The sequence below is a fragment of the Allorhizobium paknamense genome, assembly GCF_030815125.1.
Lineage (GTDB): Bacteria > Pseudomonadota > Alphaproteobacteria > Rhizobiales > Rhizobiaceae > Allorhizobium > Allorhizobium paknamense.
Map to the genome: position 1 here is coordinate 94,994 of NZ_JAUSWH010000013.1, position 23,846 is coordinate 118,839.

Annotated in this window: 27 protein-coding genes; 18 read left to right on the top strand and 9 right to left on the bottom strand. The window is 59.8% G+C overall.

The annotated features are described in order from the left end of the window. The first annotated feature begins 272 nt into the window (after window positions 1-272). Window positions 273-1,466 carry a cystathionine beta-lyase gene (locus QO005_RS17945; RefSeq protein WP_307159431.1) on the top strand — a complete coding sequence of 398 codons (1,194 nt, stop codon included), beginning with the start codon at window positions 273-275 and terminating at the stop codon, window positions 1,464-1,466. Between the two features lie 44 nt (window positions 1,467-1,510). Here the strand turns inward: QO005_RS17945 and QO005_RS17950 are convergent, their stop codons facing one another. Then, window positions 1,511-2,677, bottom strand: a complete 1,167-nt coding sequence (locus tag QO005_RS17950; protein WP_307159432.1) for an FAD-dependent monooxygenase — start codon at window positions 2,675-2,677, stop codon at window positions 1,511-1,513. Between the two features lie 22 nt (window positions 2,678-2,699). Continuing rightward, window positions 2,700-2,945, bottom strand: coding sequence for a zinc-finger domain-containing protein (locus QO005_RS17955; RefSeq protein WP_307159433.1), 246 nt, complete (start codon window positions 2,943-2,945; stop codon window positions 2,700-2,702). A gap of 143 nt (window positions 2,946-3,088) precedes the next feature. Between QO005_RS17955 and QO005_RS17960 the strand changes: the two genes are divergently transcribed. Beyond that, window positions 3,089-3,868, top strand: coding sequence for an alpha/beta fold hydrolase (locus QO005_RS17960; RefSeq protein ID WP_307159434.1), 780 nt, complete (start codon window positions 3,089-3,091; stop codon window positions 3,866-3,868). On the opposite strand, the gene QO005_RS17965 is transcribed toward QO005_RS17960, so the two are convergent. Next, window positions 3,869-4,669: an enoyl-CoA hydratase-related protein gene (locus tag QO005_RS17965; RefSeq protein ID WP_307159435.1), complete on the bottom strand. Its 801-nt coding sequence runs from the start codon at window positions 4,667-4,669 to the stop codon at window positions 3,869-3,871. It abuts the gene before it with no gap. 71 nt (window positions 4,670-4,740) lie between these two features. On the opposite strand from QO005_RS17965, the gene cysE reads away from it, so the two are divergent. The 7 genes from cysE to QO005_RS18000 all read left to right on the top strand — a co-directional run bounded on the left by cysE (window position 4,741) and on the right by QO005_RS18000 (window position 11,220). Continuing rightward, window positions 4,741-5,565, top strand: coding sequence for a serine O-acetyltransferase (cysE, locus tag QO005_RS17970; RefSeq protein WP_307159436.1), 825 nt, complete (start codon window positions 4,741-4,743; stop codon window positions 5,563-5,565). A gap of 420 nt (window positions 5,566-5,985) precedes the next feature. Next, window positions 5,986-6,189 (top strand): DUF3126 family protein, encoded by a 204-nt coding sequence (locus QO005_RS17975; RefSeq protein ID WP_307159437.1) that lies wholly within the window; start codon window positions 5,986-5,988, stop codon window positions 6,187-6,189. A gap of 190 nt (window positions 6,190-6,379) precedes the next feature. Further along, on the top strand, window positions 6,380-6,727 hold the full coding sequence (locus tag QO005_RS17980) for a phasin family protein (protein WP_307159438.1): 348 nt from the start codon (window positions 6,380-6,382) through the stop codon (window positions 6,725-6,727). Window positions 6,728-7,192: 465 nt separating this feature from the next. Continuing rightward, entirely contained in the window at window positions 7,193-7,540 is a 348-nt protein-coding gene (clpS, locus tag QO005_RS17985; protein WP_307159497.1) for an ATP-dependent Clp protease adapter ClpS, read from the top strand. Between the two features lie 10 nt (window positions 7,541-7,550). Then, window positions 7,551-10,037 (top strand): ATP-dependent Clp protease ATP-binding subunit ClpA, encoded by a 2,487-nt coding sequence (gene clpA, locus QO005_RS17990; RefSeq protein ID WP_307159439.1) that lies wholly within the window; start codon window positions 7,551-7,553, stop codon window positions 10,035-10,037. Between the two features lie 107 nt (window positions 10,038-10,144). Continuing rightward, window positions 10,145-10,891 carry an AzlC family ABC transporter permease gene (locus QO005_RS17995; protein ID WP_307159440.1) on the top strand — a complete coding sequence of 249 codons (747 nt, stop codon included), beginning with the start codon at window positions 10,145-10,147 and terminating at the stop codon, window positions 10,889-10,891. Then, window positions 10,888-11,220: an AzlD domain-containing protein gene (locus tag QO005_RS18000; RefSeq protein ID WP_307159442.1), complete on the top strand. Its 333-nt coding sequence runs from the start codon at window positions 10,888-10,890 to the stop codon at window positions 11,218-11,220. Before QO005_RS17995 ends, QO005_RS18000 begins: the two co-directional genes overlap by 4 nt. Here QO005_RS18000 and QO005_RS18005 read toward each other — a convergent pair. Then, window positions 11,200-12,081 (bottom strand): LysR substrate-binding domain-containing protein, encoded by an 882-nt coding sequence (locus tag QO005_RS18005; protein WP_307159443.1) that lies wholly within the window; start codon window positions 12,079-12,081, stop codon window positions 11,200-11,202. The genes QO005_RS18000 and QO005_RS18005 overlap by 21 nt on opposite strands. Before the next feature lie 101 nt (window positions 12,082-12,182). Further along, complete coding sequence (locus tag QO005_RS18010) at window positions 12,183-12,305, bottom strand: hypothetical protein (protein ID WP_307159444.1); 123 nt, start codon at window positions 12,303-12,305, stop codon at window positions 12,183-12,185. On the opposite strand from QO005_RS18010, the gene QO005_RS18015 reads away from it, so the two are divergent. Beyond that, the gene (locus tag QO005_RS18015) at window positions 12,295-13,140 is read left to right on the top strand and encodes an urea carboxylase-associated family protein (RefSeq protein WP_307159445.1); all 846 of its coding nucleotides are present in this window, start codon (window positions 12,295-12,297) and stop codon (window positions 13,138-13,140) included. The two genes, QO005_RS18010 and QO005_RS18015, sit on opposite strands and share 11 nt — an antisense overlap. 35 nt (window positions 13,141-13,175) lie before the next feature. Here the strand turns inward: QO005_RS18015 and QO005_RS18020 are convergent, their stop codons facing one another. The 4 genes from QO005_RS18020 to QO005_RS18035 all read right to left on the bottom strand — a co-directional run bounded on the left by QO005_RS18020 (window position 13,176) and on the right by QO005_RS18035 (window position 16,055). Next, the gene (locus tag QO005_RS18020) at window positions 13,176-13,598 is read right to left on the bottom strand and encodes an HIT family protein (protein WP_307159446.1); all 423 of its coding nucleotides are present in this window, start codon (window positions 13,596-13,598) and stop codon (window positions 13,176-13,178) included. A gap of 64 nt (window positions 13,599-13,662) precedes the next feature. Next, window positions 13,663-14,853, bottom strand: coding sequence for a GNAT family N-acetyltransferase (locus QO005_RS18025; protein ID WP_307159447.1), 1,191 nt, complete (start codon window positions 14,851-14,853; stop codon window positions 13,663-13,665). Between the two features lie 12 nt (window positions 14,854-14,865). Beyond that, on the bottom strand, window positions 14,866-15,588 hold the full coding sequence (locus tag QO005_RS18030; RefSeq protein WP_307159448.1) for a glycerophosphodiester phosphodiesterase: 723 nt from the start codon (window positions 15,586-15,588) through the stop codon (window positions 14,866-14,868). Beyond that, window positions 15,585-16,055: a RidA family protein gene (locus tag QO005_RS18035; protein ID WP_307159449.1), complete on the bottom strand. Its 471-nt coding sequence runs from the start codon at window positions 16,053-16,055 to the stop codon at window positions 15,585-15,587. The genes QO005_RS18030 and QO005_RS18035 overlap by 4 nt, the downstream gene beginning before the upstream one ends. Window positions 16,056-16,314: 259 nt before the next feature. On the opposite strand from QO005_RS18035, the gene QO005_RS18040 reads away from it, so the two are divergent. From QO005_RS18040 to rseP, 8 genes are all read left to right on the top strand, one after another. After that, entirely contained in the window at window positions 16,315-17,139 is an 825-nt protein-coding gene (locus tag QO005_RS18040; protein ID WP_307159450.1) for a cell envelope integrity EipB family protein, read from the top strand. A 172-nt stretch (window positions 17,140-17,311) separates the two neighbouring features. Then, window positions 17,312-18,079, top strand: a complete 768-nt coding sequence (gene rpsB / locus QO005_RS18045; protein ID WP_307159451.1) for a 30S ribosomal protein S2 — start codon at window positions 17,312-17,314, stop codon at window positions 18,077-18,079. Window positions 18,080-18,319: 240 nt separating this feature from the next. Further along, complete coding sequence (gene tsf, locus QO005_RS18050) at window positions 18,320-19,246, top strand: translation elongation factor Ts (RefSeq protein WP_307159452.1); 927 nt, start codon at window positions 18,320-18,322, stop codon at window positions 19,244-19,246. Between the two features lie 212 nt (window positions 19,247-19,458). Next, a complete protein-coding gene (gene pyrH / locus QO005_RS18055) occupies window positions 19,459-20,181 on the top strand; it encodes a UMP kinase (protein WP_307159453.1) in 723 nt (240 codons plus the stop codon). Window positions 20,182-20,237: 56 nt separating this feature from the next. Further along, window positions 20,238-20,798 carry a ribosome recycling factor gene (frr, locus tag QO005_RS18060; protein WP_307159454.1) on the top strand — a complete coding sequence of 187 codons (561 nt, stop codon included), beginning with the start codon at window positions 20,238-20,240 and terminating at the stop codon, window positions 20,796-20,798. A 132-nt stretch (window positions 20,799-20,930) separates the two neighbouring features. Then, the gene (locus QO005_RS18065; RefSeq protein ID WP_307159455.1) at window positions 20,931-21,671 is read left to right on the top strand and encodes an isoprenyl transferase; all 741 of its coding nucleotides are present in this window, start codon (window positions 20,931-20,933) and stop codon (window positions 21,669-21,671) included. Between the two features lie 6 nt (window positions 21,672-21,677). Continuing rightward, window positions 21,678-22,523: a phosphatidate cytidylyltransferase gene (locus tag QO005_RS18070; RefSeq protein ID WP_307159456.1), complete on the top strand. Its 846-nt coding sequence runs from the start codon at window positions 21,678-21,680 to the stop codon at window positions 22,521-22,523. 80 nt (window positions 22,524-22,603) lie between these two features. Next, on the top strand, window positions 22,604-23,725 hold the full coding sequence (gene rseP, locus QO005_RS18075; protein WP_307159457.1) for an RIP metalloprotease RseP: 1,122 nt from the start codon (window positions 22,604-22,606) through the stop codon (window positions 23,723-23,725). Window positions 23,726-23,846 lie beyond the last annotated feature (121 nt).

Here is a 23,846-nt window from a genome sequence, read left to right on the forward strand (position 1 = left end):
GCATCACAGTCGTAAATGGATTGATGGTCAAGACTTTATGGGTGGAAATTGCGTCGAAAAGCGGCAATTTTCTATTTTTGCCTATAATTTGGTCTTTTTTAGCGAATTGTGGCAATTTATTGGTCAAAAATTAGTCACAGAATAACAGTTTTGAACCTTCCTATGTCGGTAAAGTTGAGCGGCGGTAATTCCGCGTGTGCTGATGCTTGACCGGGCGGATATGCAGAGGCAAAACGCCTGGGTCTTACGCGTTTTTATTGAAGGTTTTCTGCATGTCTGAAAAAAACGACTGGCTGGCTGAGGCCGGCGATAGTACCCGGCTTTGCCATCTTGGGCATGATCCCTTCAGTTATCATGGTATCGTCAATCCGCCGATTACGCGGGCATCCACGATCCTGTTTCCCGAAGCAAAGGGCATGGAAAACCCCACGCAGAAATACACCTATGGAACGCGCGGGACGCCAACGACCGATGCGCTTTGCGATGCGATCAATGCGCTGGAGGGCTCTGCTGGCACCATTCTGCTGCCGTCGGGCCTCGCTGCGATCACCATTCCCTTTCTTGCCTTCCTGTCGCCCGGCGATCATGCGCTGATTGTCGATTCGGTCTATGGGCCTGCCCGCCACTTCTGCGATACGATGCTGAAGCGTATGCAGATTGAGGTGGAGTATTTCGATCCGGCTTTGGGTGAGGGCATAGAGCGGCTGATGCGCTCGAATACGAGGCTCGTGCATCTGGAAGCTCCCGGCTCCAATACTTTTGAAATGCAGGATGTGGCTGCCATGTCTGCGGTGGCCCACCGCCATCATGCGGTGGTGACCATGGATAATACCTGGGCAACGCCGCTTTATTTCAAGCCGCTGGATCACGGGGTGGATATCTCCATGCATGCGGCCACCAAATATCCTTCCGGGCATTCGGATATTCTCATGGGCACCGTATCGGCCAATGCCGCACACTGGGAGCGGTTAAAGCAGGCCAATGGCGCGCTCGGGCTCTGCGGTTCGCCGGATGATTCCTATATGATTCTGCGCGGCTTAAGGACCATGGCCGTGCGCATGGCCCATCATGACCGGAGTGCCCGGGCCATTGCCGCCTGGCTGGAGGGAAGGGATGATGTGGCGCGGGTCTTGCACCCGGCGCTGGAAAGCTTTCCTGGCCATGCGCTTTGGAAGCGTGACTTCAAAGGAGCGGGCGGTATTTTTTCCTTCGTGTTGAAGGCTGCGGACAAGGCGGAGTTCAAGGCAAAGGGGCGCGCTTTTCTCGATGCCCTGCAACTCTTCGGGCTCGGCTGGTCCTGGGGCGGATATGAGAGCCTCGCGGTGCTGGTCAATCTCTCCGATCGAACGATCTGCAAGGCGCCCGAGGACGGTCCCGTCATTCGTCTGCAGATCGGCCTTGAGGATGTCGAGGACATTATTGCCGATCTCGAACGTGGCTTTGCCGCCGTGAAGGCGCTGGCATAGGCATTGATTTTACCCAGGTCATGCTTTGGCATGACCTGGGCAAATCACGAAGCGCGGTAGCCGTAGAGCCAATCCAGATCCCGGGCGAGACTATCGCCGGACCGCAGGGCCAGCACCAGATCCCGGCCCAGTCTGAAGGGCCCGTTGGCGTGATAGGCAAAGCGGTTCAGCGCCCCGCGATTGCGCACCTTGGCAAGGCGCTGCTGGCGTAATGTCTCGAATGCCAGAATGCCTTTCGTCGGGCCGGTCGCGCAGACCTGTGCGGCCAGTTCAAATGCGTCCTCGATGGCCATGGCTGCACCCTGAGCCGAAAAAGGCATCATGGCATGGGCGGCATCGCCGATCAGTACCAGATCCTTTTCATCATTGTGCCAGCGTCCGACCCCGGCCTGGAAAAGTGGCCAGAATGTCGGGGAGGGGGCGGTCAGCAGCATCTGTCGCAGGCCCTTGTGCCAGCCGCTGAAGGCGCGATCCAGCAGCGCGAGCTGGGTTTCGTCCGACCGTGCCGCCCAGCCCTCACCGGGATCGACGCCGGCGGCGATCGCCACGATGTTGAAGGCCTTGGCCTCGGTCAGGGGATAGGCGACGACATGGGCATGGGGCCCGAGATAGGCCGTCACGCCGCGACGGTCGAGAAAATCCGGGGCGTCGGTCTCGGGAATGGTGACGCGCCAGGCAATATTGCCGGAAAAGGTGATGTCGGGCGCTCCGGCCACGAAATTCCGGAGCTTCGACCAGACGCCATCGGCGGCCACCAGCAGATCGGGCCTGCTGCCCGTCAATCCCTGCCGCAGCACTTGCGCATCCGGACTTTCCACGCGCTGGTCCAGCACAAGCTGGCAGAGCGGGTTATGGGTGACTGCTTTCACCAGCACCCTTTGCAGGGTGGCGCGATGCAGCACGGCATAGGGCGCACCCCAGCGGCTTTCCGCGTGGTGACGCACGGGAACGCCTGCAAGTTTTTTCAGGCTCTGGCCGGAGCGCAGAACCACCTCTTCCGGCTCGAACCAGACAGCACGCAGCGGCTCCAGCAGGCCCAGCTGATCGAGGATGCGGGTCACGTTCGGGGAAAGCTGAAGCCCCGCGCCCACCTCTTCAAGCTGGGTGGTTTTCTCATAAATGCGTGAGGCTGCACCTCTCTGCGCAAAACAAAGAGCTGTCGTGAGGCCGGCGATACCGGCCCCGACAATTGCCAGATTCTCGAGGGTCATGACGGTCGCTGCCGCTGAACGGTCAGGCGGCCTTGACGTGATAGACGCAGCCCGGCGGGTTGGTTTCCGTCGGCTTCAGCGCGCTGTTATAACGGTAGAGCGTGGAGCAATAGGAGCAGACCTTTTCGTTCTCGTCACCGAGATCGATGAAGATATGCGGATGATCGAAGGGTGCGGAAGCGCCCGTGCACATGAATTCCTTCACGCCGATCTCAACGACCTGGTGTCCGCCGTCGTTCTGGAAATGGGGAATGGAATGAGCGGCCATGATCCTACCTTACACTTCGAATACGCCAATGAATTGCGCGGACCTTAATCACATTTGACGCGAAAGTGTAGAGGCAATAGAGAAGCTCGCGCACAGTTTTCTTGCGGCATTTTCGCACCCGCCGCCCAGATCCGGACGATGTGATGAACCTCAACGCTCCCGAATTTTCCAGTTTCCGGCATGACGGTTTGCAGCTTGCCTATTTCGACGATGGTGACCCGGCCGGGCAACCCGTTCTGCTCATCCATGGCTTTGCCTCCAGCGCCACCGTCAACTGGGTACATCCCGGCTGGCTGAAAACCCTGGGCGATGCCGGGTATCGGGTGATTGCCATCGACAATCGCGGGCATGGTGCTTCCGACAAGCCGCGCGATCCGGAGCTTTATCATCCCGAGACGATGGCGGGCGATGCGGTTGCGCTGCTCGATCATCTCGGCCTGCCTGATGCGCACATCATGGGCTATTCCATGGGCGCGCGCATTTCCGCCTTCCTGGCGCTCGGCCATCCGCATCGCGTGCGCTCGCTCGTGCTGGGCGGGCTGGGGATTGGCATGTGCACCGGCGTCGGTGACTGGGATCCGATTGCCGATGCCTTGCTGGCGCCTTCGCTGGACGATGTCACCCATGAACGGGGCCGCATGTTCCGCGCTTTTGCCGAACAGACGAAGAGTGACCGTCACGCCCTTGCTGCCTGCATTAGCACCTCGCGCGATCTCCTGACGCCGGAACAGATGGCGCGGATCGACGTCCCGGCGCTGGTTGCCGTCGGCACGAAGGACGATATTGCCGGTTCGCCGCAGGAACTGGCCGCGCTGATGCCACAGGCCCGCGCGCTGGATATCCCTGGACGTGACCACATGCTGGCGGTGGGCGACCGGGTGTTCAAGAAGGCGGTGCTGGAGTTTTACGCCGAACTGGCTTGATCATTCCCCCTTGAAGACCGGCGCGCGTTTTTCTCGAAAAGCGGCGCGCCCTTCCTGGTAATCGGCGCTTTCGAAGGTGGCGGCGCCGAGAATGGCGGCTTCTCGCAGCAGGTCCTCATCCTTTGCCTCGCTGGCCCTGAGCGCCAGCTTGGCGGCGAAAATGGAAAGCGGAGCATTGGCGGCAATGGTCTCGGCCAGTTTGACGGCCTCGGCCTCCAGCGTGTCCGCGCTGGTGATGCGGGTGAGAAAGCCGGAAGCCATCAATTCCGATGCCTTGAAGGCCGCCCCCGTATAGAGCAATTGCCGGGCAAGCTGGTGCCCGAACCCTTTCATCAGATCCTCGACGGCATCGGCAGGATAGGCAAGGCCGAGCCGGGCGGCAGGGACGGCGAAGACGGCGGTCTCATCGCAAAGCCTCAGATCGGCGGCCGCCGCAAGTCCGAGCGCTCCGCCGTAACAGACGCCGCGGATGGCGGCGATGACCGGGACCCGAACCTCGCGGATGGCGGCAAAGGCGGCGCTGTTTTCGGCTTCGTAAATCCGGGCCTGGGCGGCATTGGCCCGCACGGCCTCGAATTCGGAAATGTTGGCGCCGGCGCTGAAATCCGTGGTGCCGGCGCCGGTGAGAATGATGGCGCGGCTGCCCTGGTCCGTCAGCCATTCCATGGCATCGGGAATGGCGCGCCACATGGCCTGTGTCAGCGCATTCTTGCGCCGGGGATTGTCGATGATCAGCGCGCCTATTCCATCCTGGCTCGCCGTCTTGATGGCGCCTTCCGCGAAGACTCTGGCTTTTCGCATGCTTAACCCCATCTGGTATCGGTGCTCGATGATCTATATAATAGGGCGCACTCGTTAATCAGGAGCCTTAGATGGCCGCAAAAACCGAACTCGTCCAGCGCGACCATATCAAACAGATGGATCCGATCTGGGATAGCCTTCGCTCCGAAGCCCGTCTTGCCGCCGATCACGATCCGGTGCTGGCCGCTTTCATGTATTCTGCCGTGCTGAACCATCGCTCGCTTGAGGATTGCGTTATCTATCGCATTTGCGAGAGGCTCGATCATCCCGATCTGCAATCGGTGCTGCTGCAGCAGACCTTCGAGGAGATGCTGCGCGACTGGCCGGAATGGGGCGCGGTTCTGCGGGTCGATATTCAGGCTTACTATGATCGCGATCCGGCCTGCACGCGGTTCATGGAGCCGGTGCTCTACTTCAAGGGCTTCCATGCCATTCAGACGCATCGCCTGGCCCACTGGCTGTGGATGAAGGGACGCCGCGATTTTGCCCTTTACCTGCAAAGCCGCTCTTCCAGCGTGTTCCAGACCGATATCAATCCGGCAGCGCAGGTGGGACGCGGTATTTTCCTCGATCACGCCACCGGTCTGGTGGTGGGGGAGACGGCGCGCATCGGCGACAATGTCTCCATCCTTCATGGCGTGACGCTTGGCGGCACGGGCAAGGAGGGGGCAGATCGCCATCCCAAGATCGGCAACGGCGTGCTGATCGGGGCGGGCGCCAAGGTGCTTGGCAATATCGAGATCGGCATGTGCAGCCGGGTTGCCGCAGGGTCCGTGGTGCTGAAGCCGGTGCCTGCCGGCATGACCGTTGCCGGCGTTCCGGCAAAGATCGTCGGCGAGGCAGGCTGTGCCGAGCCTTCACGCAGCATGAACCAGTTTGTGCTGGCGGACGAGTGAGATCACGCCCTTTTGAAGGGCGTTCGACACCCCACCGGGTCTTTGCGTAAGCCCGTCCTTGGACGAAGTGAAGATTATGCTTTGAAACAAGACTGTTAAGTCATTTGCGCCCGGTTCGGCGGGGCGAAATGGCCTCTGACGGGTTTACATTCTCTCCGGGACCGTGCCACAAGCAGCGGCGCAAGGCGTCCCGCCATCGGGTGCGGATGCTTCAGACGATTGATCCCGGCACTTGCGGCGGCGTTAAAGACCGGGAACCGTTGCACGGGGGAGTGCGTCCTGTGTTTCGAAGCGGAATTCCAAACCCGCTGCATAATTCGGTGCTCAAGTCGATTTCGATGTCCGCAATTATGCAGTCGCCGCATCGATTGAACTTGACCTTGCCCCTCGGCGGGCCGGGGACCCATGATGGAGAGATGTGTGAAAGCAGATGAAATCAAGAAGCTGGACGCCTATTTCAAGCGGACGTTCAACAGCAACATGGCCGTGAAGGCTCGCCCCCGCAAGGACGATTCCGCCGAGGTCTATATCGGTGACGAATTCCTGGGCGTTGTCTTCAAGGACGATGAAGACGGCGATCTCTCCTACAATTTTTCCATGGCCATCCTCGACGCCGACCTTTGAAAAAGGTTGTAGAGGCGTGGCGAGAATTTCGCCGTGACCTTATCCTGTTAGGGCCGCAGGTGCTGCGGCCCTTTATTATTATGAAATTCAAAATCAACTTAAAAGAGATTTTGCGCCGCACAAATTCGCTTGACCTTTTTTACGCACCTGCCCTAAAGTCAGCCCGCCAACGAGGAAAAGGAGTGCTGGCATGTTCAACTTCGAAGAAGCGAACAAGAAAGGGAAGGAGGCTGTGGACGCCATGGTCAAGAACTATTCCGAAGTCGCCAAGGGGCTTCAAGCGATTGCTGTCGAAGCATCCGAATATTCGAAGAAGTCCTTCCAGGATCTGGCCACCCATGTGGAGAGCCTTTCGGGAGTGCGCAGCATCGAGACGGCCATGGAGCTGCAGGTAAACTTCGTCAAAAGCTCCTATGAGTCCATGGTTGCCGAAGCCACGAAGATGACGGAAATGTACGCCGATCTGGCCAAGACCGCCTACAAACCTTACGAGGCCCCGGTCGCCAAGGCGCCCGTGCCGACGCCTGCCGCCCATTGAAGGGTGTGAGACGATTTTCCGCTGACGGATATCGATTTTTCAATATTTTTTCCGGCCGCCCTTGCGCGGCCGGCTTGCATTTGGCCGGCCAGCACACCATTTGAGGTTTCGGTTATAAAAATTGAACGGCAAGCCCTGTATCCTTTTGCGGCAGGAAGCCCCGTTTTACCAGTAAAAATCAGGGGTCTTGCTGCTGCTGATTTTTCAACGGACGCTGTGTTCTGCGTATTTTTGAGCCGAAAAGCGGCTTGAGTCCCCTCCAACCCATGCCATCCACGCGAAAAACCCGTTTCGCAACCGGACAGTTGCCATGCTTGTGGCGGCTTTCTTTTTCAATTCTGTTGGCACTTGCCTGCGATGGGCTTAAAATTCTGGGAAAATGGACTACTTTAGACGTGAGAGGTCCAGCCATAAGGATTCGCCTTGGAGCAGGGCAATGCCTGGACGTCGGGAGAATGGACGGAAATGATCGCAAGACCGGTCGTCATGCAGAACCAGAATGGCGGTGAGACCCCGGGGCGGGGCACCTCCGTCATTACACGCACCAAGCCAAAGACCAAAAAGCCAAACTTGTATCGCGTGCTGCTTTTGAACGACGACTACACGCCCATGGATTTCGTCATCCACATTCTGGAGCGTTTCTTTCAGAAGGACAGGGAAGCAGCAACCCGGATCATGCTGCATGTACACAATCACGGGGTAGGGGAATGCGGCGTCTTCACCTATGAGGTCGCCGAAACCAAGGTAAGCCAAGTCATGGACTTCGCACGGCAGCACGAACACCCGCTGCAATGCGTCATGGAAAAGAAATGAGGATCTGACCGTGCCAACATTTTCTCCCAGCCTCGAAAAGGCACTTCACCAGGCACTCACCTATGCCAACGAGCGGCACCATGAGTATGCCACGCTCGAACATCTGCTCCTGGCGCTGATTGATGATGCGGATGCGGCAGCCGTGATGGGTGCCTGCAATGTCAATCTCGACGCCCTGCGCAAGACGGTGAGCGATTACGTCGATAACGAACTGGCCAATCTGATCACCGGCTATGACGAGGACTCAAAGCCCACCTCGGGCTTCCAGCGCGTCATTCAGCGGGCCGTCATTCATGTCCAGTCCTCAGGCCGTGAGGAAGTGACGGGCGCCAACGTGCTTGTTGCCATCTTCGCCGAAAGAGAAAGCCACGCCGCCTATTTCCTGCAAGAACAGGAGATGACACGATACGATGCTGTGAACTATATTTCTCACGGGATCGGCAAGCGGCCCGGTGCCTCGCAACCTCGCCAGCCGCGCGGCTCTGAGGACGAAAGCGAGACGAAGCCCGCGCGCGAGCAGGAGGAAGGTGCCGCGAAGAAGCAGCAGGATGCTCTCAAGGCCTATTGCGTCAACCTCAACGACAAGGCCCGCACGGGCCGGATCGATCCCCTGATCGGCCGGCATGATGAGGTCAACAGAACCATCCAGGTTCTGTGCCGCCGCTCCAAAAACAATCCGCTCTACGTCGGCGACCCCGGCGTGGGTAAGACCGCGATTGCCGAGGGGCTCGCCAAGCGCATCGTTGAAGGCAAGGTGCCGGAAGCGCTGGCCAATGCCACCATCTTCTCGCTCGACATGGGCACGCTGCTCGCAGGCACCCGCTATCGCGGTGACTTCGAGGAGCGCCTGAAGCAGGTGGTGAAGGAGCTTGAGGATTTTCCGGGCGCGGTGCTGTTCATCGATGAGATCCACACCGTCATCGGTGCGGGTGCGACATCGGGCGGGGCGATGGATGCCTCGAACCTGCTGAAGCCGGCCCTGTCCTCCGGCGCCATCCGCTGCATCGGCTCGACCACCTACAAGGAATATCGTCAGTTCTTCGAGAAGGATCGGGCGCTGGTCCGCCGCTTCCAGAAGATCGATGTCAACGAGCCGTCGATTGATGATGCCATCGAAATCATGAAGGGCCTCAAGCCCTATTTCGAGGACTATCACAAGCTGAAATACACCAACGAAGCGATCAAGACCGCCGTCGAGCTCTCGGCTCGCTACATCAGCGACCGCAAGCTGCCGGACAAGGCCATTGACGTGATCGACGAGACGGGTGCCGCGCAAATGCTGCTGCCTGCCTCCAGACGCCGCAAGCTGATCACCGAGAAGGAGATCGAAGCGACGATTGCGACCATGGCCCGCATTCCGCCGAAGACGGTGTCCAAGGATGACGAGATGGTTCTCGCCAACCTGGAGAAGGAACTGCGCTCGGTGGTCTATGGTCAGGACAAGGCCATCGAGGCGCTGGCAACCGCCATCAAGCTGGCGCGTGCCGGGCTGCGTGAACCGAACAAGCCGATCGGCTCTTACGTCTTCTCCGGCCCGACGGGTGTCGGCAAGACGGAAGTGGCCAAGCAGCTTGCGTCTTCGCTGGGCGTGGAACTGCTGCGCTTCGACATGTCGGAATATATGGAACGGCATACGGTTTCGCGTCTGCTGGGCGCACCTCCCGGCTATGTCGGCTTCGACCAGGGCGGCCTCTTGACCGATCAGGTCGATCAGCATCCGCATTCCGTCGTGCTGCTGGACGAAATCGAGAAGGCGCATCCGGACATCTACAACATCCTGTTGCAGGTCATGGATCACGGCTCGCTGACCGACCATAACGGCAAGAAGATCGATTTCCGCAACGTCATTCTGATCATGACGACCAATGCGGGCGCATCGGAAATGGCGAAGTCGGCCATCGGCTTCGGCTCCTCCAAGCGCAGCGGTGAGGATGAGGAGGCGTTGAACCGCCTGTTCACGCCGGAATTCCGCAACCGTCTGGATGCGATCATTCCGTTCGCGCCGCTGCCGACGGAGGTCATCCATCAGGTGGTGCAGAAGTTTGTCATGCAGTTGGAAGCCCAGCTTTCCGAGCGTGGCGTGACCTTCGATCTTGCGCCGGAAGCCGTGGCATGGCTCGCCACCCGCGGTTACGACGAAAAGATGGGCGCCCGTCCGCTGGGCCGTGTCATTCAGGAATATATCAAGAAGCCGCTGGCCAATGAGATCCTGTTCGGCAAGCTCAAGAAGGGTGGCGTCGTCAAGGTCGGCACCGAAATGAAGGATGGCGTGGAAGAACTGTCGCTGGAGGCGATTGCCGACCAGACGCCAGTGAAGCCGAAGGCCGAAGCCGAAGTGGTGCATGACGATCTGCCGGAAGACGGCGAGGTGATGACCAAGCCGGTGAAGGCCCGCAAGCCAAAGGCGGAAGCCAAACCTTCCGACGATACGCCGGATGCCGTTGCCGAAAAGCCTGCGAAGAAAAGCGCTGTGCCGAAGGTGTCGAAGAAGAAGTGAGACTTCTTTTTTAAGTTGCATGCCGGGTATGAAGATACCCGGCATTTAAAAGCGCATTACCGAGGATCTGCTCGGCCAATGCGCTTTTCCTTTATGTGAGTTGCTCAATGTCGTTATCGCAGACGGAAGAGTCGCAAACCCATTGGTTCCTCATGGGCATGCGCGGCCTCTTCAGCCTTCCCGCCATGATTCTTATGGTGTCCTTCATCGGCTTCAGCGCCTTTGCATTGGAATCCGGCGTCAGCCGTGAGGAAGCGATGTTCATGACTGCCATCGTCTGGGCGCTTCCCGCCAAGCTCATCCTGATCGGCATGATGTCGAGCGGCGCCAATCTTCTGGCCTGCTTTCTGGCCGTCTGCCTCTCCTCGATCCGGATGATGCCGATGGTTGCCTCTCTGGTGCCGGAAATGCGGGGGCGCCGCACGCCCACCTGGCTGCTGCTCTTCCTCTCGCATTTCGTGGCGATTACCGCCTGGGTCTATGCCATGGGCAATCTGAAAACGGTGCCAAGGGAAGGGCGCGTGGCCTTCTTTGCCGGCTTCAGCCTGACGCTGGTGGCCATTAATACCCTTCTCGTCGGCCTGTGTTACGGTCTGGTCTCCACCTTTCCGCCGCTGGTGGCCGCAACGCTGTTCTTTCTCACGCCGGTCTATTTCGTGGCTTCCATCTGGGCCACGGCCCAGCATTCGGTGGTCAAGGTGGCGTTCATTATCGGCATTGTCAGCGGGCCGCTGCTGGCGCTGGTCGCCCCCGGTTTCGACATCCTCATTGCCGGTCTCGGCGGCGGCACGCTGGCCTATCTGCTGGATCGCCATGTCATCCGCGCGCGCCGGGGCAAAAGGGTTGAAGCATGAGCGGGGAACTCTGGACCTATGTGGTGATCATCATCGCCGGTTGGCTGGCGACCGATATGTGGCGCTGGCTGGGCGTGATCGCCGGAAACCGGCTGCAGGACGATTCCGAAGCACTGCACTGGGTGCGTGCCGTCGCAACCGCGCTGGTCATGGCGGTGACGGCAAAGCTCATTGTCTTTCCCACGGGGGAGTTGGCCGGGTCGCCACTCTGGCTTCGGCTTGCCGCCACGGGCCTAGGCTTTGCGGCCTTTCTGCTTCTCGGCAAGCGGGTGATCGTCGGCGTCGTCGTTTCGCTTGGTACTCTGGCCTTAGGCCTGGCCCTCCTTTGAAATCATGGCCTCAGCCACCAGCCAGTCCCGCATAAGCTGTGCCTCAGGCGAAGGATTGCTCCGCTCCACCAGCCAGTACCCCTGATCCTGATCGCTGCCCTCATCGAAGAGCAGGATCAGCCTGCCGTCTTCGATATCCCTGCGGATCAGCGCCAGGGGGCAAAGCCCCACGCCAAGCCCCGCCAGAAGCGAACTGCGCAGCAGGTTGAAATCCGCAAACATCGGCCCCTGCTGCGGCGATGCCTCGACCCCAACCTTTCGGAACCAACGGCTCCAGCTTGCCGGGGACTTGTCATGCAGGAGCGGGGCGGTGAGCAGATCTCGCGGCTGATCGAACGGGCCATGCGCAGCGATGAACTCAGGCGAGGCCGCAGGGCGGGTTTCACCGCTGATCAGCAGCACGGCATCGGGCGAGGGTTGCCGCCCATGGCAGATCAGCAGATCGGTTCCGGCCTGTTCGGCGCTCTGCGCATCAGCGGAATAGCTGATGGAAACCTGCAGGTCGGGATGGCGTTTTTGAAAATCCGGCAAACGCTCCCCCAGCCAGTGATTGACGACGGAAGGCAGGCAGGACAGCGAGACATGGTGGCTGCGGGCCGGTTTGCGAAGCCGTTCCGCCGCCGTGGCAATCATGCCGAGCCCCGCGGAAACCTCCGTACCAAAGGCCCGGCCTGCCTTGGTCAGCGTTACGCCCCTTGCTTTGCGCGCAAACAGCGGCTGCCCCAGCCAGTCTTCCAGCGCGCGCACATGCTGGCTGATGGCCGCTGAAGTCGTGCCAAGCTCTTCGGCGGCGCGGGCAAAGCTTTCCAGCCGGGCAGCCGCTTCAAACGCCCGGATCGCGGCAAGGGGAGGCAGTTTCATGGCTCATGGGTAAGTCATACTTAGCCTGACCGCAAGGAGAAGCGCTCTTGTCCGGCGCTGAAATATCCGCAGATTGGTGACAATCTCGCAGTTAGAGCATTTCAGTGTTTCACGGAAACATTGAAATGCTCTAACTCTTTGTTTTTACGCATTTCCGGACGGAAAACCGGTTCCCACTTTTCCTGGAAATGCTCTATCTTTCGGAGTTCGCTCATGACTGCCATTGCCTCTGTTCCTGCCGATGCAGACCGCCGCCGGGCTGTAAAGCCTGTGCTGGTTTATCCGAACGGCACCTTGACCCCGCCCGATCTTTCGCTGCTTGCCGAGGCCAAAAAGGGCATGGAAAAGATTGATGAGGTGATCGTTCCGCCGCGTGATGGCCGCTGCTTTTCGGTTCCGAAAGGGCATTTCTTCCGCATTGTCAGCATTGAAGGCCCGCAGGTGGGTGATCTCAATCTATGGAACGCCCATGATCTGACCGAGCGCTTCTTCAGCGGCAAGACACGGGCGCTGCACGCCACCCATGTCTCCGTCGGGCACCGGCTGTGGAGCAATCTGCCCTCGCTGCGACCCATGGCGACGATCACCGAGGATACGCTTTCCTGGTACGGTTTCGATGCCGATGGCGGCGGTATTCACGACGTCATCGGCACGCGCTGCGATCCCTATACCAACAAGCTGCTGAGCGGCGGCGATTACCATCATTGCTGCCATTCCAACCTCTGCAACGCGCTGGCCGCCGCAAGGGGGATGAGCTTCCGCGAGGCAGAGCCGCATGTGCATGATGTGCTGAATGTCTTCATGTGCACCGGCTTCACCCGCGATACGCACCAGTATTTCATGAAGGCCAGCCCCGTCCGGCCCGGTGATTATCTGGAAATGTTTGCGGAAATCGATCTCCTCGGCGGCCTTTCCGCCTGCCCCGGCGGCGATTGCAGCGCCTCGCATTCCAGCGATGCCGCAGCCTGCTATCCGTTGAAGGTGGAGATTTTCCGCCCGGGTCTGGAGATGTTGAAGGACTGGCCGTTTCCTGAGCGCAATGCATACGTGCCGGGTTGAAAATCAAAAAGGGGGCGTTCGCCCCCTTTCATACCTCAAAGGCAGGCCTTGATCTTCTCGGCATTGGCTTTCAGCACCTCGATATCTTCCATGCCGCCGGTATGGGGTTTCAGCGGTTGGCCATCATGCCGGGGGATAACGTGGAAATGCAGGTGAAACACGGTCTGCCCCGCCGCAGGCTCGTTGAACTGCGCCACGTAAACGCCGTCGGCTTCGAAGGCGTCCTTGGCGGCGACGGCAAGCTTCTGTACCACGGGAATGAGCTTTGCCAGCACGGCGGGGTCGGCGTCCAGCAGGTTGCGGGAGCCTTGCTTGGGAATGACCAGCAGATGACCCGGCGCCTGCGGCATGACGTCCATGAAGGCCAGCGTATCCTCATCCTCGTAAAGCTTCACGGAGGGGATTTCGCCCTTCAGGATCTTGGCGAAAATATTGTTCGGATCATAGGCCGTGGTCATGGAAAACTCCTCTGTCGATCAAAGGAGTTAAGCCGGTTTTTCAAGCGGGATCAAGCCTTTCCGGCTATTCTTTCACCTGTAGCTCACCCTTGCGGAAGGGTGTATGCTCTTCCAGATAATCGCCCATGCGTTCTACATCCTCGCGCTCGCGGGCGAGGTAGTCGGCAATTGCGCGCCTCAGCCCCGAATGGGTGATGAAATGGGCGGAATGGGTGGTGACGGGCTCATAGCCGCGTGCCAGCTTATGCTCCCCTTGCGCCCCGGCCTCTACCTTCTTCAGGCCCTTGGCCAGTGCAAAATCGATGGCCTGATGGTAGCAGACCTCGAAATGCAAAAAGGGATGATCCTCGATACAGCCCCAGTGCCGCCCGAACAGCGTGTCGCCGCCGATGAAGTTGATGGCGCCGGCCACGTAGCGGCCATTGCGTTTCGCCATCACCAGCAGAATATCATCGGCCATGCGCTCGCCGATCAGCGAATAGAAGCTGCGGGTGAGGTAGGGCCGCCCCCATTTGCGGCTGCCGGTATCCATATAGAAGGTGAAGAACTGGTCCCAGATGTCTTCCGTCAGGTCCTTGCCGGTCAGCCAGTCGATGGAAAGACCGTTTTCCAGGGCGGCGCGGCGCTCCTTGCGCAGGTTCTTGCGCTTGGAGGAGGAAAGCTCGCCCAGGAATTCCTCATGATTGGCGTAGCCGCGATTGATGAAGTGAAACTGCTGGTCCGTGCGGTGCAGAAAATCGGCATCCTCGAAGCTTGCAAGCTCGCAGTCCGGCAGAAAGGTGACATGCGCCGAAGACACCTCCAACTGCCGCGCCACTTCCGCCAGCCCGCCCGCCAGTGCCGCACGGGCGCTGTCCGCGTCGATCTCCGGCGCAATCATCAGCCGGGGGCCGGTGGCCGGTGTGAAGGGAATGCTGGCCTGAAGCTTGGGATAGTAACGCCCGCCCGCCCGCTCCAGTGCATCGGCCCAGCCATGGTCGAAGACATATTCACCCTGGCTATGGCTTTTCAGATAGCAGGGAATGGCCCCCAGCAGGCTGCCCGCCTCGTCTTCCATCAGGATGTGATGGCCAAGCCAGCCGGTTTTCGCGGTGGCGGAGCCCGATTCTTCCAGGCTGCTCAGGAATTCATGGGTGTTGAAGGGATTGTAGACGCCGCCCGCATGGGTTCTGGCGGCGCCTGAAAGCCTGTTCCATCCGGCCCTGTCGATCTCGGAAAAGGATTTCGCGACCCGGATGGTAACCTCTTGGCGCATGCCTTCCCCTTTTCAGGCTCGGACCTCGCGCGGATCGAAGCCCTCGAACGTCATCTGATCCGCATGAGTATAGGTATGGCGCATCATGTTTTCATCCCTGACGGTCCAGGTAATCACCGGAATGTTTTTCCGCCGCTGAGCCTCGATGAAGCTGTTGGGCAGATGCGCCACGCAATAGGAGATGAAATCCAGCCCTAGTTGCATGGCCTCGTCATGGGCAAAGAAATCCTCCGGCTTTGCGCCCTCCGCGGTCAGGCCCACGGGGTAGGGGCAGTCCAGCGCCTTCAGTTCTTTCAGCAGATGATGGTCGAAGCTCATCAGCGCCACCTTGCCCTGATAGCCGGAAAGCACCTCCAGCACATCTTCGACAAAGCCGTCATCATCGCCTTCGCGGCCCTTGAGTTCGATGACCAGCGGCACCTGACCCTTGACCGTGTTCAGCATGTCCTTCAGCGTCGGCACCTTGTCGGCTGTGCCGCCAACCGCCATCAGCTTGAGTTCGGCGGAGGTGCGCGCCCGCACATCGCCGGGAATGCCGCACAGCCGCGCCATGTCGTCGTCATGGAACACCACCGGAACGCTGTCGGAGGCGTATTGCAGGTCGCATTCTATGGCGTACCCCGCCTCGATCGCCTGCTTGGCGGCAGACAGCGTGTTTTCCCACACCGTCTTGTTCAGGTCATGCAGCCCGCGATGGGCAACGGGGACGTTCTTGATCCAGCTTGCGTCGGTCACAGGGCAATTTCCAGGATGGCATCGATTTCAACGGCGGCATTGAGCGGCAGGGCGGCCATGCCGACGGCGGCGCGCGCATGCTTGCCCGCATCGCCCAGCACATTGGCAATCAGGTTGGAGGCGCCGTTGATGACGAGATGCTGCTCGACAAAGCCCGGTGCGGACGCGACGAAACCGTTGAGCTTGATGACGCGGGTAATGCGCGACAGGTCTCCGCCAAGGGCAGCCTTTGCCTGGGCGAGAATATTGATGGCGCAAAGCTCCGCAGCGCGCTGGGCGCCTGCGACATCCACATCCTTGCCGACAAGGCCGGTCACGCCAACCTTGCCGTCTTCCATCGGCAGTTGACCGGAAAGATAAAGCAGATTGCCGCTGATGACATAGGGCACATAATTGGCGGCGGGGGCTGCTGCCTGGGGCAGGGTGATGCCCAGGGACTGAAGGCGGCTGTCTATCGTGTCGGACATGATCATTCCCGATTTGCATTCCAGAGGAATCGTGGTGATAACTTGAAGAGGAAGCGGAACCGCCTCGCTTTTGACAGATGCGGACTTATATCATTTCGCCAGCAGGGTCATAGCGTTTGACGGACAACCCTGCCGGAACAAAATCAGGATTTCCGAAAACGCGATCCCGGTTTTCGGATAAAAATCCTGCCAAGACAAGAGAACGTGATAGTCAATCCTGAAGGCTTGCCTATCAAGGTCGTATGACAGGAGAATGTGCATGCCGCAGGCGACCCTGGCCCTTTTGCTCGCCCTTTCGGGAAGCGTGGCCGCCACCCCGGTCAATCTCGACCCGAAGGCGGCGGCAGGCGAGCTTGCGCCGCACCGCGCCACCTATGACATCACCCTCAAGCGCGCTTCCGACCAATCGGGAGTCGAGGGCATGAGCGGTCGCATGGTCTATGAATTCAACGGCTCCTCCTGCAGCGGCTATACGACGAACTTCCGATTCGTCACCAAGATCGAGACGGGCGACGATGTCAGCGTCACCGATCAGCAGGTTCACACCTTCGAGGACCCCGCCGCCCAGCGCTTCGATTTCGAAAGCAAGTCCTTTACCGATGACAAGCTCGATAAGGACGTAAAGGGCAATGCCAACCAGAAGCAGGGCGGCATCAGGGTCGAAATCAAGCAGCCGCAACGGCGTGAGGTGGAACTGGCCAGCGCCCGCTTCCCCGCCCAGCACATGCTGGACATTCTGGCCATGGCGCGCAAGGGCACCCGCTTCCTGGAGGCGCGCGTCTTTGACGGCACGGAAGACGGCGATAAATCCTATCTCACCACAACAGTGGTGGGTGCGCCCGAGAGAAACGGCGGCGAGCGTAGCGATCCCCTGAAGGGCGCCACCTACTGGCCGGTTTCCATCGCCTATTTCGACGATGAGTCCGATGGCGGCGATCAATTGCCGGTCTACACACAGTCCTTCAATCTTTTCGACAATGGTGTCACCCGTGACCTGACGCTGGATTACGGCGATGTTGTGCTGACTGGCAAGCTCTCCAGGCTGGAAATGCTGGACAAGACCACGTGCCAGCCGCCGAAATAGGATTATCTTGCCGATAAGCCTTGATTTGCCGCCGGTTTCCCTATAAGGCGACCGGCATTCCACACGTGAAGCTTGGGATTGTGCGGGAGAAATCCGCTCAGTTCCGCCCGGTGGCATCCTGAAAAGATGCTGTTTGCTTCACGGGGGTTGAACCGGAAAAGGAGACAAAGGCATGGCATTGCCTGATTTTACCATGCGTCAGCTTCTCGAAGCTGGTGTACACTTCGGCCACCAGACGCATCGCTGGAACCCGAAGATGAAGCCGTACATCTTCGGCGATCGTAACAACATCCACATCATCGACCTGGCCCAGACGGTTCCCATGCTGTCGCGCGCCCTGCAGGTCGTGTCCGACACCGTTGCCCGTGGCGGCCGCGTTCTCTTCGTCGGTACCAAGCGTCAGGCTTCTGATCTGATCGCCGACGCTGCCAAGCGTTCTGCCCAGTACTACGTCAACTCCCGCTGGCTCGGCGGCATGATGACCAACTGGAAGACCATTTCCAACTCCATCCAGCGCCTGCGCAAGCTGGACGAAATCCTCAACTCGGAAGCCCAGGGCTATTCCAAGAAGGAGCGTCTGAACCTTGAGCGCGAGCGCGAGAAGCTGGAAAAGGCTCTCGGCGGTATCCGCGACATGGGCGGCGTTCCGGACCTGATGGTGATCGTTGACACCAACAAGGAAAAGATCGCAATCGATGAAGCCAAGCGTCTGGGCATTCCGGTCGTCGCCATCATCGACTCCAACTGCGATCCGGACCTGATCGACTTCCCGATCCCGGGCAATGACGACGCTTCCCGCGCCATCGCTCTTTACTGCGATCTGATCTCGCGCGCTGCCATCGACGGCATTGCCCGCCAGCAGGGCGCTTCGGGCCGTGACATCGGCGCTTCCGCTGAAGCTCCGATCGAGCCGGCTCTGGAAGGCGCTGCCGAGGCTTGATCCTTGCGCCGGTGACGGGGCTCTGCTCCGTCCTGTCTTCATGACGAGGGCCGCCTAGCAGCTAAAGCTGTTCGGCGGCTCGATCCTTTCATGAGGCCGTTGGCTTCTGAAAGGTATTCCCGGCGTGATAGCCCTCCTTTCATCACGCTGTAACAGTTTCGGGTACAGTCGTGCCCAGCCTGGGCGCCGGTTGCGGTTTCGCGATTCGGATGCGCCCCATGAACGCAAAAGAGGCAAACAATGAGCGAAATCACTGCTGCAATGGTGAAGGAACTGCGCGAAAAGACCGGCGCAGGCATGATGGATTGCAAAAAGGCTCTGGCCGAGACCGCTGGCGACATGGAAGCCGCGATCGACTGGCTGCGCGCCAAGGGCATTGCCAAGGCCGACAAGAAGTCCGGCCGCACCGCAGCGGAAGGCCTGATCGGCGTTGCCAGCGCCGGCACCACGGCTGTGGTTGTCGAAGTCAACTCCGAAACCGACTTCGTTGCCCGTAACGATGCCTTCCAGGATCTCGTTCGCGGTATCGCTTCGGTTGCCCTGTCCACCGAAGGCACAGTTGACGCCGTTGGCGCCGCCACCTACCCGGCCACCGGCAAGTCGGTGACCGACAGCATCAAGGACGCCATCGCCACCATCGGCGAAAACATGACGCTGCGTCGCGCTGCCCAGCTCTCCGTCGAAGACGGCGTTGTCGCAACCTACGTCCATAATGCTGTTGCCGACGGCCTCGGCAAGCTCGGCGTTCTCGTCGCGCTGAAGTCTACCGGCAACAAGGATGCCCTGGCCGCCATTGGCCGTCAGGTTGCCATGCACATCGCTGCCACCAACCCGCTGGCCGTTCGTGCCGAAGAAGTTGACGCTGCCGTTGCAGAACGCGAGCGTAACGTCTTCATCGAACAGTCCCGCGCCTCGGGCAAGCCGGACAACATCATCGAAAAGATGGTAGAAGGCCGTATGCGCAAGTTCTTCGAAGAAGTTGCTCTTCTGTCGCAGGCTTTTGTCATCAATCCCGACCTGACCGTTGCAGCTGCCATCAAGGAAGCTGAAAAGGAAGTCGGCGCTCCGATCGAAGTCACCGGCATGGCTCGCCTGCTGCTCGGCGAAGGCATCGAAAAGGAAGAGACCGATTTCGCTGCCGAAGTTGCTGCTGCTGCCAAGGGCTGATCGCTTCTTCGCACATCCTTATTAGGGAAAACTCAGGGCATCGCGTGACAACGCGGTGCCCTTCGTGTATCGGGCTTTGGGTTGGGTTCGGCAGCGGCGCGCCTTCCACCCCGTGTCTAGCCTCCCGCGCCTCATGTTTTTGTTTTAATGCATCTGCCCGCCTGCAAGCCTCCGGGTTTCGCATCGGTGCGCGGCTTGCCTCAGGAGAAACCATGACCTCCAAGCCCCTTTACAAACGCGTTCTGCTGAAAGCCTCCGGCGAAGCCCTGATGGGGAGCCAGGGGTTCGGGATTGATGTGGCCGTGGCGGACCGGATCGCCGGTGATATCGCCGAAGCCCGCGCCATGGGCGTCGAAGTCGGTGTCGTGGTCGGCGGCGGCAATATTTTCCGCGGCGTGGCCGTCGCCTCCAAGGGCGGCGACCGTGTCACCGGCGACCACATGGGCATGCTGGGTACGGTGATCAACGCTCTGGCGCTGGCGACCTCGCTGCGCAAGCTCGATATCGACACCGTCGTGCTGTCGGCCATTGCCATGCCGGAAATCTGTGAAAGCTTTTCCCAGCGCGTGGCGCTGCATCATCTGGCCCAGGGCCGGGTGGTGATTTTTGCCGGCGGCACCGGCAATCCCTTCTTCACCACCGATTCGGCAGCTGCCCTGCGCGCCGCCGAAATGGGCGCTGAAGCCATCTTCAAGGGCACCCAGGTAGACGGCATCTACTCCGCCGATCCCAAGAAGGACCCGACGGCAACCCGCTTCGACAAGCTCACCCATGATGCGGTGCTGGAAAAGGGCCTGGCGGTCATGGACGTGGCGGCGGTTGCGCTTGCCCGCGAAAATCATATCCCGATCATCGTCTTCTCCATCCATGAAAAGGGCGGCTTCGGTCAGATTCTTGCCGGCGGTGGTTTGAAGACGGTTGTCAGCGACGATTGACAGAACGGGCATTTCACGTTTTCAAGGCCCATCTGTTCAGCATACGGAGAAGTTACATGTCTGATGGTATCGACCTTGGCGCTCTGAAGCGCCGTATGGAAGGCGCTGTGACCGCATTCAAGAGCGATATCGCGTCGCTGCGCACCGGCCGCGCCTCTGCCAATATTCTCGATCCGGTCATGGTCGAGGCCTATGGTTCGCGCGTGGCGCTCAACACGGTCGCCAACATCACCGTGCCGGAGCCGCGCATGCTCGGCGTTTCCATCTGGGACAAGTCGATGGTGGGCGCCGTGGATCGGGCGATCCGCGAATCCAATCTCGGCCTGAACCCGATCGTCGATGGCCAGAACCTGCGCATTCCGCTGCCTGAACTCAACGAAGAGCGCCGCAAATCGCTGGTCAAGGTCGCGCACGGCTATTCCGAAAATGCCAAGGTGGCAGTGCGCAATGTGCGCCGCGATGGCATGGATGCGCTGAAAAAGGCGGAGAAGGACGGCGATATCGGCAAGGACGACGCGCGGGCGCTGTCAGAAAAAGTGCAAAAGATGACGGATGAGACGATTTCCGACATCGATCGCTTGCTCGTGGAAAAGGAAAAGGAAATCATGCAGGTCTGATCGTGCCTGTGTGATGCTGCTGCGCTTACTCCGGAAAGGCCTTTGAGGCTCACCGCGACACCTTTAAGTGCTGCATCGCGCAAGAATAGCCGCAAGGCAGGCGCGATGCGGTGCGACCGAACAGGATCTGTCATGACGATAGCCGAGTTGAGCAATGTTCCGGAGCATGTTGCCATCATTATGGATGGCAATGGCCGTTGGGCCAATGAACGCGGTCAGCCGCGCTCCTTCGGGCACCGCCATGGCGTGGAGGCCGTGCGCACGGTGGTGCGCGCCGCCGCCGAGATCGGCGTGAAATATCTCACCCTCTTTGCCTTCTCCTCGGAAAACTGGCGCCGCCCGGAAACCGAGATCCAGGACCTTTTCGGTCTGTTGAAATTCTTCATTCGCCGTGATCTGGCCGAGCTTCATTCTGCCAATGTCTGCATCAAGGTCATCGGCGACCGGCATTCGCTCACCTCCGATATTCTCAATCTGCTTCTGGAAGCGGAGGAGACGACCCGGAACAATGACGGACAAACACTGGTGATTGCCTTCAATTACGGGTCGCGTGACGAATTGGCGCGGGCTGCGCAGTCGCTCGCCCTCGAGGTGCAGGCCGGACGTCTCGATCCCTCGCAGATCACCCCGGATGCCATCGCGGCCCGGCTGGATACGGCTGGCATTCCTGACCCGGACCTCATCATTCGCACCAGCGGTGAAGAGCGGCTGTCCAATTTCCTGCTCTGGCAATCCGCCTATTCGGAACTGATGTTCGTGCCGGAATACTGGCCGGATTTCGGGCGCGAGCAATTCTTCGCTGCTATCGAGCGCTTCGGCGCCAGATCCCGCCGCTTCGGCGCACTTGCGCCGACGGCAGCAGCGGGATCGTAAGCGCCGATGTCGCGGGAACTTCAGCTTCGCATCCGCTCCGGGATTGTCATGATCGCGGTGGCGCTGCTCTGTACGTGGTATGGCGGCTTTGCCTTCCGGCTACTGGCCGCCATCATTGGCCTTGGCGTGTTCTGGGAATGGTCACGCATGACACGGGTGGCGGATAAAACCGTGCGCGGGCTGGCCGTGGGCTGGTTGGCGGTGACTTCGGTTGCCGCCAATGTGCTGGTCGGCGATGCGGGCCTGAGCCTGCCGCTGTTGGGCGGCTTTCTCATCACGCTCGCGATCATGGCAGCGCTCCGGCGCTGGCCCTGGTGGTTGCCCGGCGGCGTCTTCTATGCCGGATTGTGCATCGTCGCGCTGGCGGCCATTCGCGATGACGATGCTCTGGGCTTTGTGGCCATGCTCTTCGTCTTCGTCACGGTCTGGAGCACTGATATCCTGGCCTATTTTGTCGGCCGCACACTGAAAGGGCCAAAGCTTGCGCCGCGTATTTCCCCCGGCAAGACATGGTCTGGTGCCGTGGGCGGGGCTGTGGCCGGGATGATCGGCGGCTCTGCCGTTGTCTTTGCCTATTTTTCGCTGACGGGCTGGTGGGTCCCTGCCATCGCGCTGCTGCTCTCCATCGCCAGTCAGGCGGGTGATCTGTTCGAATCCTTCATCAAACGGCGGTTCGGCGTCAAGGATTCCAGCCACCTCATTCCCGGTCATGGTGGTGTGATGGACCGTGTGGACGGTCTGGTGACCGCAAGCTTCGCGGCATTTGCGATTGCTATGGGTCTGGCGGCGGCACAATCCGGTACCGCTGATTCCATCGGCTATCTGCTGTTCGATCTGGCAGGACGATCCTAAGTCTGTTAAGGACTGTTCTTTAAAGGCCTGTCATCCTTGTGGAAAAGGCAATGGACGAGGCGGGAAGGAGCATGGGGAGCATGGCAATCATCAGCTTTTTGACTGGCTATATGCTGCCGTTCATCGTCGTGCTGTCGCTCATCGTTTTCGTGCATGAGATGGGGCATTATCTGGTGGGCCGCTGGTGCGGCATCCGCGTGCTGGCCTTTTCTCTGGGATTCGGTCCCGAGCTGGTGGGCTTCAACGACCGTCATGGCACGCGCTGGAAGGTGAGCCTGATACCGCTCGGAGGCTATGTCCGATTCTTCGGCGATGCCGATTCGTCCAGCAAGACCGATTCGTCCGAACTCGATGCGCTCACTCCGGAAGAACGCGCCCAGACCCTGGGCGGTGCGGCGCTCTGGAAACGTGCGGCAACCGTTGCTGCTGGCCCCATCGCAAATTTCATTCTGGCGATTGCGATTTTTTCCATCACCCTGGGTGTGCTGGGCAAGCCCGTCTCCGATCCTGTTGTGGCCGAAGTGCGCGCCGATGGCGTGGCTGCTGCGGCTGGCGTTCAGCCAGGAGATGTTCTGCTGGCGCTGGATGGCCGGTCGGTCAAGACCTTCGATGATGTCGTGCGGTATGTCAGCCTTCGGCCCGATGTCTCCATCGCCGTGACGGTCAAGCGGGGTGATGAGCATCTGACCCTGCCGATGACGCCCCGGCGCGTGACGACGACCGACCGTTTCGGCAACAAGGTAGAAGTCGGTCAGATCGGAATCGTCACCACGCAGCAGAGCGGCAATTTTCGTGTGGAAAAACTCGGGCCTCTGGAGGCGGTGACGGAAGGCGTTCGCCAGACCGGCGCGATTGTCTCCAGCACCTTCGATTATCTTCAAGGACTGGTGGCTGGCCGCATGAGCGCCGATCAGCTGGGTGGGCCGATCCGGGTTGCCCAGACATCGGGCCAGGTCGCGACGCTGGGTGTTGCCGCTTTGATGCAGCTTGCAGCCGTTCTGTCGGTTTCGATTGGATTGCTGAATTTGATGCCTATTCCGGTGCTTGATGGCGGCCACTTAATCCTCTATGCGCTAGAGGCAGTGAGGGGCAGGCCGATCAGCGCTGCTGCGCAGGAATGGGCCTTCAAGGTTGGACTGGCAATGATTTTATCGTTGATGGTTTTTGCCACCTGGAACGACATCAGCCACCTCATTGGCTGAGGGTCAGGGGTAATAAACGGTTAACGATGTTTCAAAATGGTAGTGGCGAATGCGCCACGTCTCGAAATGAAGTAAATGGAAATTAACCGGCGGCCTTGCTTGTAGAGGAAAAGCGGTTAAA

What these genes read in the sequence shown, in the direction of transcription:
- QO005_RS18020 (WP_307159446.1), bottom strand. Translation starts at nt 13,598, where the DNA reads ATGACCACGGCCTATGATCCGAACAATATTTTCGCCAAGATCCTGAAG.
- QO005_RS18000 (WP_307159442.1), top strand. Translation starts at nt 10,888, where the DNA reads ATGAGCGGGGAACTCTGGACCTATGTGGTGATCATCATCGCCGGTTGG.
- QO005_RS17950 (WP_307159432.1), bottom strand. Translation starts at nt 2,677, where the DNA reads ATGACCCTCGAGAATCTGGCAATTGTCGGGGCCGGTATCGCCGGCCTC.
- QO005_RS18010 (WP_307159444.1), bottom strand. Translation starts at nt 12,305, where the DNA reads ATGGCAGTCATGAGCGAACTCCGAAAGATAGAGCATTTCCAGGAAAAG.
- QO005_RS18040 (WP_307159450.1), top strand. Translation starts at nt 16,315, where the DNA reads ATGCCGCAGGCGACCCTGGCCCTTTTGCTCGCCCTTTCGGGAAGCGTG.
- QO005_RS17965 (WP_307159435.1), bottom strand. Translation starts at nt 4,669, where the DNA reads ATGCGAAAAGCCAGAGTCTTCGCGGAAGGCGCCATCAAGACGGCGAGC.
- pyrH (WP_307159453.1), top strand. Translation starts at nt 19,459, where the DNA reads ATGACCTCCAAGCCCCTTTACAAACGCGTTCTGCTGAAAGCCTCCGGC.
- QO005_RS18005 (WP_307159443.1), bottom strand. Translation starts at nt 12,081, where the DNA reads ATGAAACTGCCTCCCCTTGCCGCGATCCGGGCGTTTGAAGCGGCTGCC.
- frr (WP_307159454.1), top strand. Translation starts at nt 20,238, where the DNA reads ATGTCTGATGGTATCGACCTTGGCGCTCTGAAGCGCCGTATGGAAGGC.
- QO005_RS17980 (WP_307159438.1), top strand. Translation starts at nt 6,380, where the DNA reads ATGTTCAACTTCGAAGAAGCGAACAAGAAAGGGAAGGAGGCTGTGGAC.
- QO005_RS18015 (WP_307159445.1), top strand. Translation starts at nt 12,295, where the DNA reads ATGACTGCCATTGCCTCTGTTCCTGCCGATGCAGACCGCCGCCGGGCT.
- QO005_RS18065 (WP_307159455.1), top strand. Translation starts at nt 20,931, where the DNA reads ATGACGATAGCCGAGTTGAGCAATGTTCCGGAGCATGTTGCCATCATT.
- QO005_RS17960 (WP_307159434.1), top strand. Translation starts at nt 3,089, where the DNA reads ATGAACCTCAACGCTCCCGAATTTTCCAGTTTCCGGCATGACGGTTTG.
- rseP (WP_307159457.1), top strand. Translation starts at nt 22,604, where the DNA reads ATGGCAATCATCAGCTTTTTGACTGGCTATATGCTGCCGTTCATCGTC.
- QO005_RS18070 (WP_307159456.1), top strand. Translation starts at nt 21,678, where the DNA reads ATGTCGCGGGAACTTCAGCTTCGCATCCGCTCCGGGATTGTCATGATC.
- QO005_RS17945 (WP_307159431.1), top strand. Translation starts at nt 273, where the DNA reads ATGTCTGAAAAAAACGACTGGCTGGCTGAGGCCGGCGATAGTACCCGG.
- tsf (WP_307159452.1), top strand. Translation starts at nt 18,320, where the DNA reads ATGAGCGAAATCACTGCTGCAATGGTGAAGGAACTGCGCGAAAAGACC.
- cysE (WP_307159436.1), top strand. Translation starts at nt 4,741, where the DNA reads ATGGCCGCAAAAACCGAACTCGTCCAGCGCGACCATATCAAACAGATG.
- QO005_RS18025 (WP_307159447.1), bottom strand. Translation starts at nt 14,853, where the DNA reads ATGCGCCAAGAGGTTACCATCCGGGTCGCGAAATCCTTTTCCGAGATC.
- clpS (WP_307159497.1), top strand. Translation starts at nt 7,193, where the DNA reads ATGATCGCAAGACCGGTCGTCATGCAGAACCAGAATGGCGGTGAGACC.
- rpsB (WP_307159451.1), top strand. Translation starts at nt 17,312, where the DNA reads ATGGCATTGCCTGATTTTACCATGCGTCAGCTTCTCGAAGCTGGTGTA.
- QO005_RS18035 (WP_307159449.1), bottom strand. Translation starts at nt 16,055, where the DNA reads ATGTCCGACACGATAGACAGCCGCCTTCAGTCCCTGGGCATCACCCTG.
- QO005_RS17955 (WP_307159433.1), bottom strand. Translation starts at nt 2,945, where the DNA reads ATGGCCGCTCATTCCATTCCCCATTTCCAGAACGACGGCGGACACCAG.
- QO005_RS17995 (WP_307159440.1), top strand. Translation starts at nt 10,145, where the DNA reads ATGTCGTTATCGCAGACGGAAGAGTCGCAAACCCATTGGTTCCTCATG.